Origin of the sequence: Pseudoalteromonas sp. M58 (genome assembly GCF_042604605.1) — a bacterium.
GTDB lineage: Bacteria > Pseudomonadota > Gammaproteobacteria > Enterobacterales > Alteromonadaceae > Pseudoalteromonas > Pseudoalteromonas tetraodonis.
In genome coordinates this window covers 1,341,829-1,354,749 of sequence record NZ_CP152390.1, presented here as the reverse complement: position 1 = coordinate 1,354,749, position 12,921 = coordinate 1,341,829, and the positions used below count along the sequence as shown (strand labels likewise).

The window sequence follows — 12,921 nt, the reverse complement described above, 5'->3', positions numbered from 1 at the left end:
GGGTGAGATCACGCTTTTGCTGCTCTAAGTTTAACTAAACAACTTGATAGTGCTTTATCAAGCGGTGCTTCTACTCGCATAGTGGTTTCGTTTTTAGGGTGGTAAAAACTTAAATCATGGGCGTGTAAAAATAAGCGGTTTAAACCACGTTTACGCATTGACTCGTCAAACCCTTGATCGCCATATTTGTCATCACAGGCAATAGCATGACCTTGACACTGAGTATGCACACGAATTTGGTGAGTACGACCGGTTACAGGGGATGCTTGTACTAATGAGCAATCGTTAAAACGCTCAAGCACTTTAAAGCGGGTATGCGACGGTTTGCCCTCAGTGTTATCAACACGTACTACGCGCTCACCCGATTTTAGGGTGTTTTTGCGCAAGCCTTCAGTCACATTTTTTGTTTTAGAGTCCCATTGACCCTCAACAAGTGCCCAATAATTTTTTTCCATGGTTTTTTCACGCAATTGCTCATGCAAGGCAGTCAGCACAGAGCGGCGCTTAGCAATGAGTAAACAACCTGATGTATCACGATCTAAACGATGCACAAGCTCAAGGCTGCGCTCTTCTGGGCGTAAAACACGTAATGCTTCAATAAGGCCATAGCTTAGGCCACTGCCGCCATGCACAGCCATACCCGATGGCTTGTTAATAACCATCAGGTATTTGTCTTCAAATAGAATATCGTCTTCAAGGCGCGTTACTTTATCGAGTTTTGAAGGGACAAACTCTTCACGCTCTGACACTCTGATTGGTGGTATACGAATAACGTCGTCTAGCTGCAATTTATACACAGGTTTAATGCGTTTTTTGTTTACACGCACCTCACCTTTACGAAGAATTTTGTAAACTGCGCTTTTAGGCACCCCTTTTAAATGGGTAATAAGAAAGTTATCAATACGCTGACCTAGGTGGTCTTCGTTGATAGTGACAAAAGTTACTTGTAAGCCGGTTTTTTCTGACATTGCCTAATCACTGATTTAAGTAAAATAATTTAGTTGCTAACACAGTTATAATAGTGGGATAATCAGCAGCGCAAATATTTAGTATTTGCAAATAACAACGGTGCTTTTTAACACATTAAAACATTCGTGATGCACATTCTGGGTAACCGATCATACAGATCCGAGTTAAGTTTTCCAAAGCTTTTATACATACCCAGTTAACACGTGCGCACAACTAACGGCAATGCGCGTAATATATTGCTGCTTAAGTTTGAACATGAATTGATTTTTAAAGTGATAATAAAAGCAATGAACAGATAATTTGTCTGATAGTGGCGGCGTAAAAAAACGCCGTTCAGAATTCGCTCAAATATTGTAGTACCGTACAGCAGCTTATTTAGAACTAAAAAAATCTAATAAATAAGCGTTCATTAACATCGGTAGCGATTTTTGCTCATAAAAACGATAACGGTAGTTTTAAAAACGAAACTATGGTTTGAAGCTAAAGAGCCCTACGCACCTAATATGAATGCATTTAATAAGATTGTTATGACAGGCCAACTTCTGGATAAAACGAGTATTGAGCTAAACAGCCGACACGTTTGTATCCCCTTAGAATTTAATAGCGTGATTACACCCTATTGTTTGCCGGCATTTAAAATACTGCTTACTAAATACAGAGCCGTTCCGTTAAAGACCCAGTCGTGAGGCTGCACATTCTAAAAATAGGAACACCTGAACAGGCGAGAAAACATCGTCATGTCAGCGACACAAACTAGTAGAGTAACATTATGAAACGTATGCTAATCAATGCAACGCAGCAAGAAGAAATGCGCGTAGCACTGGTTGACGGCCAGCGCCTATATGATTTAGATATAGAAAGCCCAGGTCACGAACAGAAAAAAGCCAATATTTACAAAGGTAAAATCACACGTATTGAACCATCTTTAGAAGCAGCATTTGTTGATTACGGTGCTGATCGTCATGGTTTCCTTCCTTTAAAAGAAATTGCCCGTACTTACTTCCCGCAAGGTTACACCTTTCATGGTCGTCCGAATATTCGCGACGTGATCAAAGAAGGTCAAGAAGTTATTGTACAAGTTGATAAAGAAGAGCGCGGCCAAAAAGGGGCAGCACTGACTACCTTTATCAGCGTGGCAGGTAGTTATTTAGTGCTTATGCCTAACAACCCTCGCGCTGGCGGTATTTCTCGCCGTATCGAAGGTGATGAGCGAACTGAACTTAAAGAGTCGCTAAGCCGCTTAGAACTTCCAAAAGGTATGGGCTTAATTGTACGTACCGCAGGTGTTGGTAAGTCGTTTGAAGAACTAAACTACGATTTAAAAGCATTATTAGTCCACTGGGAAGCCATTCAACAAGCGGCAGACAGTGCAAAAGCACCATTTTTAATTCACCAAGAAAGCAACGTGATTTTCCGTGCAATTCGCGATTATTTACGTCGTGACATTGGCGAAATTTTAATTGATAAGCCTCGTGTTTTTGAAGAAGCTAAAGCGCACATAGAGCGTTTTCGTCCTGATTTCATGAGTCGCGTTAAGCTTTATCAAGGTGATACACCGTTATTTACACATTACCAAATTGAAAGCCAAATTGAGTCTGCGTTTCAACGTGAAGTGCGCTTACCTTCAGGTGGTTCTATTGTAATTGACCCTACTGAAGCACTTACCTCTATCGATATCAACTCGTCTAAAGCAACAAAAGGCGGCGATATTGAAGAAACAGCGCTTAACACCAACCTAGAAGCGGCAGATGAAATTGCACGTCAACTTCGTTTACGTGATTTAGGTGGCTTAATTGTTATCGACTTTATTGATATGACACCTCCACGTCATCAACGTGAAGTAGAAAACCGCTTAAAAGATGCTGCTCGCCCAGATCGTGCGCGCGTACAAATTGGTAAAATTTCTCGCTTTGGCTTACTTGAAATGTCGCGCCAACGCCTTCGCCCTTCACTAGGTGAAGCAAGCCAAGGTGTTTGTCCACGTTGTAGTGGTCAAGGTACTATTCGTTCTAACGAATCAATCGCATTGTCTATTCTTCGTTTAATTGAAGAAGAAGCGATTAAAGACAACACCGCTCAAGTTAATGCTCAAGTGCCTGTTGCTGTTGCCGCTTATTTATTGAATGAGCAACGTCGTAGCGTTCACCGTATTGAAAAGCATCATAAATGTGATGTAGTGATTATTCCTAATCAACACATGGAAACACCTCACTACGAAGTAATGCGTTTACGTAAAGATGAAACACTTGAAACTGTAAGCTACGAGCAAGTTGTTGCGCCTGAGCCTGAAGCATTTGAAATGTCTAAATCGCCAGCGGCACCTGTTCGTGAAGAGCCGAAGCTTAAAGGCGTCGTTATGCCTTCAACGCCTGCTCCACAAGCGGCAGCAAAAGCTGCGCCGGTAGTAGAAGCAAAAGCTGAAATTGGTTTATTTGCCGCATTAGGTAAATGGATTAAGTCGTTATTTGGGTCTGATACTGAGCAAAAATCAGAAAAACAGACTGAAAAGCAATCGCAAGATCGCCCTAGTAATAACCGTGGTAATGATAATCGTCGTCGTAATAACAACCAACGTCGTCGTAATAATAACCCTCGTAATAAACCGCGTAACGAACGTACTGCAGACGCTGAAGCTAAAAATGAGTCGGCGCCTGTAAATGATACGCAAGAAAAGAATGAGAATCGCAATAAGCGCCGTCGTAATTCAAATACGCGTAAACGTCCTGAGCATAAAACTGAAGATAAAACGCAAGTAAAAGCAGAGGCAACTCAAAATACGGATACTGCAGTTAAATCTGATAAGAATGCTGAGCCAAAAGAGCAAAAGCCAAAGGTACGTCGTCAACGTCGTAATTTACGTAAAAAAGTTCGCGTAAAAGACGAAAGCACAGAGCAAGTTCAAACAACTGAGCAAGCTGTTGAGCAACCAGTGGTTAAAGAAGACAAGCCACAAGTGAAAGAGCAAGCTCCTGTTGTTGAAAAGCAAGCGCCGGTATCTGATGAAAAAGCACCTGCACCTGCTAAAGAACAAGCTGAGGCTGTTGTTGATGCAAACGATAACGTGGCAACACAAGATGAAGAGCAAGAGCAAACACGTACTCGCTCACGTCGTTCACCGCGTCATCTTCGTGCATCTGGCCAACGTCGTCGTCGTCCTGAAGGTGAAGGCACGCAAGAGAAGTCTGATGAAGCGCCTGCTTTCATTCCAGTTGCGGATCAAGCCGCTGCTGAATACGAAGCAGAGCTAAAAGCAAAAGCACATAAAACGGCCGTTGATGCCTCTGATGCAGTTGAACAAAACATTGTTGAAGAAGAATTAGCGAAAGTTGAAGAGCCTGTAAAAGCTGAAGAACCAGTAAAAGCTGAAGAACCAGTAAAAACTGAAGAACCAGTAAAAACTGAAGAACCAGTAAAAACTGAAGAACCAGTAAAAACTGAAGAGCCAGTGCAAGCTGAAGAACCAGTGCAAACTGAAGAACCAGTGAAAGCTGAAGAACCAGTGAAAGCTGAAGAACCAGTGAAAACTGAAGAACCAGTAAAAGCTGAAGAACCAGTAAAAGCTGAAGAACCAGTAAAAGCTGAAGAATCAGTACCAGCTGAAGAAGTTGCTGTTGAAGCTGAAACAGCACCGGTTAGCGCTACTGAAACACCTGTAGAAGCGAAAGAAGCACCTGTGGTTGAAAATAAACCTAAGGCAGTTTCGCAAACGAGTTCAGCTAATGTAAACGCTAAAACAGTGATTACAGCAGGACATGCAAGTGCGCCAATGGCACAGCCTGCGCCTGTAGCCGATAGCGAAACCAAGCATACATCGGTTGCAATGGCACATGACAAACGTGAGTTAATCCCTGACAGCGGCCTTCGCCCTGGCTCGGTAAAACCTGCCGGTCGTGCAAGCTCAGCAATGACTAAAACGCTGAGTGCTGAATAAGCACTGAGTTTAGCTCAAAGCATAAAAAAGCCGCGTTAATTGATTTTAACGCGGTTTTTTAATGCCTGGCATTTATGTATCTGGCAAACGGGGTTCGGGCTGCGAGGATCGGGTAAGGAGTAAAGACTGAAGGTTAAAGACTGAAGGTTAAAGGTTAAAGGTTAAAACATTCGAAGCTTCGCTTCACACGAGATCAAGCTCTATGTCTACCAGTTATCTGCTAATACCTGTTTTATCTTCTCATTTACTCCTCATTCTCTTCTCTCAGTGCAATTAGATCTTTAAGAAAATTATTCACAAAGAGGGCTAAGAGACGCTGCGCTTTTAGAGATTAAAGTTACAATCGTAAGTTAACGGGTTGCGGGGATCGGGCTTCGAACCTGATCCCGAAACCCGTAGCTCGCAAATTGCCGTAAGCATGACAATAAGATTTTAGTAATTTATTTACCACAGAGGATAGAAGAAAACAGAGGAAATGATTAAATACAAATGTTATGAAATTAAAAAGTACAGGGTATTGGTTTTGTTTTGTATTCTCGTGCAGCGCGTAGCGCCTCGGTGTTCTCTGTGGTTCAAAAATAAAGATAGAGGTAAAGTTAACGGGTTGTGGGGAGCGGGCTACGGGCCTGATCCCGAAACCCGTAGCCCGCAAATTGCCGTAAGCATGACAATAAGATTTTAGTGATTTATTTACCACAGAGGGTAGAAGAAAAAAGAGGAAATGATTAAATACAAATGTTATGAAATTAAAAAGTACAGGGTATTGGTTTTGTTTTGTATTCTCGGTGCAGCGCGCAGCGCCTCGGTGTTCTCTGTGGTTAAAAAACCAAAGATTAGAGTCAAAAAAGTTAGCTGGCTGCGGGGTTCGGGTTACGAACCTGATCCCGCAACCCGTAGCTCGCAGCCCGCTGTGAGTTTAATCTTGCTGTTGTTCCATAAAACGCTGTAGCTGATCTTTTAGGTTTGGTGGAATGCCCTTGATCACTAACGTATCAGTGGCTTCATTATAAGTTACACGCTCGCCTAAATGCTTACGCTCAAAACTGATACTGACTCCACCGCCTAAGCCTGAAAATTTAACCATGCTGGTTACCGTTTTTTTATCAACCGGGAATGACTCTTCTAAGTCATAGCTTTGCTCTTTACAAAAACTTTCAAACGGGTTGTCGTCACCTTTGGTAAGCGTTGCTGAAAGTTCACTCACATTAGCTTCTTCACCCGTGGTAACACAGTCGTTACAGTAATCAAATACTTGCTTACGTAACTCGTCTTTTTCAGATTTATCAAACTCTTGCTCCGATAAGTAGTCTTCTACCGCATTGAGCATCACTTGACTTTGCTGCTTAGGATCAATGCCCTCTTCACAACCTAAAAAATCTAAGAAAAAGTCAGCGACTTTACGCCCTGCACGACCTTTAATAAATGAAATATAACGATTGTCGTCTGCCTGGGTATCCCATGCGGTTAAGTCAATACGAGCAGCCAATTGCATACGCGAAATATCTAAATGACGCGATGCGGCTAAATCAAGCTCAGAGGTCATTGAGTAATGCTCTTTAATATTGATCATAGCAATCAACATATAATCAGTCGCCACGTACTGATAGTGACAAAATACTAAATATCCCGTTTCGTTAAAGGCGTATTTATCTAACTCTTCTTTTAATACCGTTGATGCTTGCTCGGTCATATGCCAAAAGCCAAGCTCATTATTGCGATAGCTTTGCATGGTAGAGGCAACAATACTGTTTTTTTCTCCACTGAATGCACAGAACCCTTTACCTGGCTTGCCATTGTAGGCATGGTGTAATTGCTCAATGAATACAGCCACTTTATCGTTGATAGTCATTTCGTCGTTACGAAGGTGAATTTGAGTGTCGTCGTCTTTTTTGTCTACATAGTGAACGACTAATTTTTTAACATCTATTGCCATCTTTGTTTTTCACGCCTCTGGTGTTAAAATACGGGAATATAACTCTTTTTATTGAACCAACTGATGCCAATCTTATCAAAATACTCTAATGAAGAAGTAGAACAAATCGTCGATCAGCTTATTGATGTTTTATCAAAACATAATGCGCCGGTTGATTTAAGTCTTATGTGTTTAGGAAATTCTATCACGCATATCTTAAAAGAGCATGTACCAACAGGGAAAAGACAAGCCGTTACCGAGAACTTTGCAAAAGCACTCGCGCAGTCGGTTAAGTAAACTTTATGAATTTATCGCAGCACAACCAGTTTTCATCGAAAGCGAGTCAATTATTAAGTTGGGGTCATTGGTTTACATTTGCCAATATTGGCTTAGCGCTTTTAATTAGCTTAAGCTATTTATTTGCCGATTCGCCACCGACCACTTATATGGGTATAACCTATATGATGGTTACTTGGCTAAGCCACACTAGCTTTATTGCATTTTTAGCGTTTGTGCTGACGGTTTTCCCTTTGAGTTTAGTATTCCCCTACCCACGGCATATACGCGGTATGGCAGCAGTGATTGCAACTGTCGGGGCCTCAATACTGACTTTAGACGCTTACGTCTACTTTAACTTAGGTTATCACTTAAATGCCTCTGCACTGCCTGAAATTATTTCACTGTTGTGGCATCGTGTAACAAACTCACCCGCACTTACCACCTTGCTTGCAGGGAGCATAGTGTTAACAATATTAGCGTTTCAATTGACTGTTAGTAATTTTACTTGGCATCATTTAGGGCGTTTAAAACAGTTTAAATTTGCCCGTTATGCCGGTTCATTTTTAGTGATTTGTTTTGCGCTAAGCCACAGCATTCACATTTGGGCTGATGCCAATTTAAAATTTGATATCACTAAACAAGATAATGTACTACCACTTTCGTACCCGACTACGGCAAAAAGCTTACTCGCTAAAAACGATTTGCTGGATGTTGAAAGCTACGAGCAAGCGCACAACGTTAAAATTAATAACCAAGGTATTAATTATCAAGCACCTGCTCCATTAGAAAAATGTGAAGATTACAGCGCAGCAAAAGTTGATATATTGGTGTTTGATAATGACGAGCAGCTAGCAAAATTTGTTGCCAGCCAACAAAGTATTTATAAAAACACGCAATTTTTACAACCCACCGATCATAGTGATATGTTATTTGGGCTTGTGTACGGCTTGCCAGCATTTTACAAAACGAACATTATTGAGCAGCAAACTTTACCCGTTTGGCAAAGCCAACGCCGTAGTGTGGAAGTGGCCGGTATTGATGAGCTGAGCTTTATTAACGAGCAAGCACACAAAGACAGTGCAATAAGAATTGTCAAAGGGGCTGAAAACGCCACTGTACGTGATGACGCTACTGAATTTTTTGCTTTTAGTATCTCGCAAAATAGCAATGAAATTGTAACCACGTCAACATTGTACAGCTCCGATAAATTTATTTCTAAAGTGAACGGTTTAATTCAGCCCAGCGATATTATCGCTACGAGCCTTGGCCAATACTTAAACTGTAATGCGCTTGCGCAGCAAACTATGCTGGGTGATAACTTGTACAGTAAAAGTAATAATATTGGGGTTAATTACTCGCAAGGCGTGGTGATTGCTTACAAAAAAGATAGAATCACGCTTATTGATCGTGATGGAAATTTTAGAAATATCTCTGCCGCTGAAGGGTTTTCAATTGAACAAGGGCTTGATATTCCATTCTTAGTGCATGGTATTAAAAAGCTTAAAACATTTTCTCAATAGCACCTCATAATACGAGCGAGTCATTAAAACTGACTCGCTTAGTTTCTGTTATTACTCCTTTGCACTTGCTATCCCCCCAAGCTAGGTTATAGTTTTTATCATTAAAAATTATTAACTCGATCAGAATATACAAAGGATAATCATTATGTTCAGCGTTATTAATCTGATCATTACTGTCTGTATTTTATGTTTTAGCTCTCTTGCATTAGCTCAAACCACCTATTTCAAGTGCGTCACTCCCAAAGGCACCACTTTCTCTCAGTTTCCCTGTAGTGATAATGCTACCTCACACACAATAACCGCCACTGAGCCTAAGCAAGCCGGTAAAGAAATAAACTATACCAAACAGTTAAACGAGCTGGAACGAGATACGATTATTTCCAACCTAGAAGCAGAGCTGCGCAGTAATCAGCATAAGTTAGCAATACTTTTACGAGAAAAAGACAGGGCTGGTTTTAAACAACAGCAGCGTTTAAATCATATATTGAGCGCAGATGATAAAAAGCGTATTAGCAAAGATATTAGAAACACACAGAAAAAATTAGATAAGCAATATAAAAAAGATAAAGCATTGATTAAAAAGCGTATTAAAAAGTTACAAAAAAAGATTGATGCCTATCAACCTTAATCAGACTAACTTCAATAAATATCATCTTAATTAGCTTGGTTTTAAATATAAAATAACATACCCTTAACATCTATAGAGCATAAACTCTATTGTGTGTTTAGTGGTGTAATTTCCTTTGACCACCTTTTTCGGATTTAATACTAATACCAATTGCATTAAATTAGTGATCTATTATAGCGACAAAGAAATAAGTCGATAACAAGGCGAAAATTATGATACATAGTTGTTCTATATAAATAATTTTTAACGCAGCTAGCGGATTATTTAAAACGCTAGAATGATCATGTTTTTAATAAAATTGGTATAACCACCGGCATTATCCTAAACACCTAAAGGCGTCTATTAAGGAGTACTGATGCAACCACGCCAAATTGCTGAATTAATTTTAACCGGTTTTAAAAAGCATTATTTGCTGTTTCAAAGAACAACAGCCAAGGCTCCCTACGCTTTTGCTAAAAGAGACTGGCAAGCTATTAATGATATAAGTCGCCTGCGTATAAGCTATTACGATGATCGGGTAAACGAAACAACAAAAACACTAAGAGAACGCCAGCAAACAGACGCGCTAAACGAGAGCTTATGGCTTGAAGTGAAAAAGCTTTACCAACACTTTTTATGTTTTCATCCGCAAGCAGAACTTGCTGAAACATTTTATAATTCAGTATTCTGCCGCCTGTACCACCGCCGCTATTTTCACAATGACTTTATTTTTGTAGAAGCCACGCTCAAAGATGCGCCTTCTGTGCCTGTTGAAGCTGAATACCGTAGTTATTTTCCTGTTGTAGATGGTTTAAAGCCCACCATTAAGCGTATTATTAATCACTTTGATTTTAAGGCCGACTTTGTCAATCTAGAACGCGATATTCGTTTATTAGTTAAAGCCTTTTATAAACAAGCACCCGATACACACCACCAGCATTGGCAAATGCGTTTTGATATATTACATACCCCGTTTTATCGTAATAAAGCCGCTTACATTGTGGGGCGCGTTGTATCGCAAAGTGGCGTTCAGCCTTTTATTATTGCGGTGTTACACCATGAAGATAAAGGCCTTTATTTAGATGCCTTACTTACAAAGTCGTCACAAATGCGCGTTATTTTTGGCTTTGCGCGTGCCTATTTTATGGTAGAAACTCATGCTCCTTCAGCGTTAGTGCGGTTTTTAAATCAACTTATGCCTAATAAAACCCTCGCCGAGCTTTACAACGCCATAGGCTTTCATAAACAAGGTAAAACCGAGTTTTATCGCGAGTTTTTGAATCATTTAACCCATTCTAATGACGAATTTACCATTGCTCCCGGTACACCGGGTATGGTGATGATGGTATTTACCCTACCCTCGTTTGGTTATGTATTTAAAGTTATTAAAGATAAATTTGGCGAAAGTAAGCCGTTTGGTCGCGATACGGTATTAAAACGCTATCAACTGGTTAAAAGTCATGACCGTGTTGGCCGAATGGCTGACACCATAGAGTATTCAAACGTCGTATTTCCTTTGGCACGATTTGATAGTAACTTGTTAGCGCAGTTGCACAAAACCATTGGCTCATCGATGGTGATTGAGGGTGACTGGTTAATCATAAAACATTTATACATTGAACGGCGAATGACACCGCTTAATTTGTTTTTAGAAAATGCAGACGAAAAAAGTGCCGCCGATGCCATTGAAGAGTATGGCCAGGCGCTTAAAGAAATGATTGCCGTGAATATTTTCCCTGGCGATATGCTGTTAAAGAACTTTGGTGTAAGTAAGCACAAACGTATTATTTTTTATGATTACGATGAAGTGCAATATTTAACAGACATGAACTTTAGAGCACTACCCAAAGCAAAAAGTTATGATGATTATTTGATGGATGAACAAAGTTACTCGGTTGCTCCGCAAGATGTATTTCCAGAGCAATTATGTACCTTTGTAATGCCTAACCCAACATATAAACAATTTTTAACCAGTACGCACCCAGAACTACTTGATGTGAGCTTTTGGAAACAAGCACAACAAAATATAAAAAATGGAAAGGTGAGTCATATTTATCCCTATCCTACAGCACAGCGTTTTATCCATTACTGGTAAACGTTAAGGACACACAATGAATATAAGTAAAATAGATTTAAATTTACTGGTTTACCTCGATACATTACTGCGCGAATGTAACGTTACTCGTGCTGCTAACCAGCTTAGTATTACTCAACCGGCAATGAGTAATGGACTTAAACGCCTACGTAACCTTTTTAACGATCCTATTTTAGTGCGTACCAGCGATGGTATGGTGCCGACCGAGCGCGCTATTGAGTTACAGCCTGTTATTCGCGGTATTTTGATGACGCTTGAAGAAACGCTAGCACCTAATCGCGAATTTGAAGCTAAGCAAAGTAAACGCGTGTTTAGAATTATGGCCAGTGACTATGCAGCCAGTACCATGGCACCGCGTTTGTTAGGGAAATTACATGAAGAAGCCCCAGACACCACATTAGATATTTTAACGCCCAGCGATGTAACTTTCCATGATGTAGAAAACGGTAAAGTAGACATGGCAATTAACCGCTTCGAGAACTTACCGCAATCGTTTCATCATAAGCGAATTTGGAAAGATAGCTTTTGCTGTTTAGTAAGATCCGACAACCCTATTATTGAAAACTTTAGCCTAGATAGCTATTTAAAAGCCCGTCATATTTGGGTAAGTAAAACAGGCTTTGGTGTTGGGGTTGGCATGGATCCAAAAGATGTGCAAAAGCTGGGTTGGGTTGACGAAGCGCTCGCACATTTTGGGAAGCATCGAAATATTGCCACGTTTACTCGTAACTACCATGTTGCGATTCATTTAGCGAAAGAAAAAAACCTCGTGGCAACTTTACCTTCAAAAGCGGCCAATATTTATGTAGACGATCCGGGGCTTAAAATACTTGAACCACCCTTTCCAATTCCACCATTTGAACTTGATATGATATGGAGCCCTTTGTTACACAGAGATGCTAGCCATATTTGGTTACGTCAAAAAGTGGCCGAAGTAGCTGAAGAGCTTAAATAACCTTCTTACATGCTTTTATGTAAATTTTGCTTGCTAGCAGCATGTTAGCAAGCTTACCTAGACCTCCCCATAAAAATAAAACCATGAAAAACAATTAGTTAAAAAATAAAACCGCGTTGGAATGCCGCTTGCTTAGTTATCTATGTATTTTAAATTAACAGAGGTCATTATTATGAGCACCCATCAAGGACAAGAGATAAATCATATCACCGACATTATCCAAGTAATGAATAGCGGTATCGACTTTTACGAAAAAGCACAAGATAAAGTACAAGATCCTAGCGTAAGTGCATTATTTCAGCGCATGATCGACGCCCGCAAAGTAAGTGTTGAAAGCTTACAACCCTATGCAATTAATCAACAAGGCGCACGTGAAGATGGCTCTTCGTTCGCGGTAGAAGCACGCAGAGCATTTACCGCTTTGCTCAGTACATTCACTAGCGATAACGACCAAACCTACATTAAAGAGCTTGAAGAAGTAGAAGATAAAACCTTAGAAGAAATCAAAACAGCGTTAAAAAAGCCTCAATCACATGATTGTGAAGCGGCGCTGTCAAAGGTATTGCTTACCATGCAAAGCTGTCATGCTGAAATGAGTAAAATGCAAAAACATTAAGTTTAAAAACTATAAAAGGGCCTTACGGCCCTTTGGT

Annotated in this window: 9 protein-coding genes; 7 read left to right on the top strand and 2 right to left on the bottom strand. The window is 40.3% G+C overall.

Annotation, left to right across the window (positions count from 1 at the left end; genetic code table 11):
• Positions 1–8: 8 nt before the first annotated feature.
• On the bottom strand, positions 9–968 hold the full coding sequence (rluC, locus tag AAGD16_RS06255; RefSeq protein ID WP_036982979.1) for a 23S rRNA pseudouridine(955/2504/2580) synthase RluC: 960 nt from the start codon (positions 966–968) through the stop codon (positions 9–11).
• A gap of 770 nt (positions 969–1,738) precedes the next feature.
• On the opposite strand from rluC, the gene rne reads away from it, so the two are divergent.
• Positions 1,739–4,900 (top strand): ribonuclease E, encoded by a 3,162-nt coding sequence (gene rne, locus AAGD16_RS06250; RefSeq protein WP_377114327.1) that lies wholly within the window; start codon positions 1,739–1,741, stop codon positions 4,898–4,900.
• A gap of 916 nt (positions 4,901–5,816) precedes the next feature.
• Here rne and yejK read toward each other — a convergent pair.
• Entirely contained in the window at positions 5,817–6,833 is a 1,017-nt protein-coding gene (yejK, locus tag AAGD16_RS06245) for a nucleoid-associated protein YejK (RefSeq protein WP_058154455.1), read from the bottom strand.
• Between the two features lie 63 nt (positions 6,834–6,896).
• Between yejK and AAGD16_RS06240 the strand changes: the two genes are divergently transcribed.
• From AAGD16_RS06240 to AAGD16_RS06215, 6 genes are all read left to right on the top strand, one after another.
• The gene (locus AAGD16_RS06240) at positions 6,897–7,109 is read left to right on the top strand and encodes a DUF1414 domain-containing protein (protein ID WP_008109847.1); all 213 of its coding nucleotides are present in this window, start codon (positions 6,897–6,899) and stop codon (positions 7,107–7,109) included.
• 5 nt (positions 7,110–7,114) lie between these two features.
• Positions 7,115–8,611, top strand: a complete 1,497-nt coding sequence (locus AAGD16_RS06235; protein ID WP_377114323.1) for a DUF3413 domain-containing protein — start codon at positions 7,115–7,117, stop codon at positions 8,609–8,611.
• A gap of 145 nt (positions 8,612–8,756) precedes the next feature.
• Positions 8,757–9,239, top strand: coding sequence for a DUF4124 domain-containing protein (locus tag AAGD16_RS06230; protein WP_377114320.1), 483 nt, complete (start codon positions 8,757–8,759; stop codon positions 9,237–9,239).
• Between the two features lie 355 nt (positions 9,240–9,594).
• Positions 9,595–11,313, top strand: coding sequence for a bifunctional isocitrate dehydrogenase kinase/phosphatase (gene aceK, locus AAGD16_RS06225; RefSeq protein WP_013464685.1), 1,719 nt, complete (start codon positions 9,595–9,597; stop codon positions 11,311–11,313).
• Positions 11,314–11,329: 16 nt separating this feature from the next.
• Positions 11,330–12,268 (top strand): LysR family transcriptional regulator, encoded by a 939-nt coding sequence (locus AAGD16_RS06220; RefSeq protein WP_028835763.1) that lies wholly within the window; start codon positions 11,330–11,332, stop codon positions 12,266–12,268.
• A gap of 172 nt (positions 12,269–12,440) precedes the next feature.
• Complete coding sequence (locus AAGD16_RS06215; protein WP_024601388.1) at positions 12,441–12,884, top strand: PA2169 family four-helix-bundle protein; 444 nt, start codon at positions 12,441–12,443, stop codon at positions 12,882–12,884.
• Positions 12,885–12,921 lie beyond the last annotated feature (37 nt).

Bases quoted from the DNA above. Each gene is read 5' to 3' on its own strand.
- rluC (WP_036982979.1), bottom strand. From the start codon at position 968: ATGTCAGAAAAAACCGGCTTACAAGTAACTTTTGTCACTATCAACGAA.
- rne (WP_377114327.1), top strand. From the start codon at position 1,739: ATGAAACGTATGCTAATCAATGCAACGCAGCAAGAAGAAATGCGCGTA.
- yejK (WP_058154455.1), bottom strand. From the start codon at position 6,833: ATGGCAATAGATGTTAAAAAATTAGTCGTTCACTATGTAGACAAAAAA.
- AAGD16_RS06240 (WP_008109847.1), top strand. From the start codon at position 6,897: ATGCCAATCTTATCAAAATACTCTAATGAAGAAGTAGAACAAATCGTC.
- AAGD16_RS06235 (WP_377114323.1), top strand. From the start codon at position 7,115: ATGAATTTATCGCAGCACAACCAGTTTTCATCGAAAGCGAGTCAATTA.
- AAGD16_RS06230 (WP_377114320.1), top strand. From the start codon at position 8,757: ATGTTCAGCGTTATTAATCTGATCATTACTGTCTGTATTTTATGTTTT.
- aceK (WP_013464685.1), top strand. From the start codon at position 9,595: ATGCAACCACGCCAAATTGCTGAATTAATTTTAACCGGTTTTAAAAAG.
- AAGD16_RS06220 (WP_028835763.1), top strand. From the start codon at position 11,330: ATGAATATAAGTAAAATAGATTTAAATTTACTGGTTTACCTCGATACA.
- AAGD16_RS06215 (WP_024601388.1), top strand. From the start codon at position 12,441: ATGAGCACCCATCAAGGACAAGAGATAAATCATATCACCGACATTATC.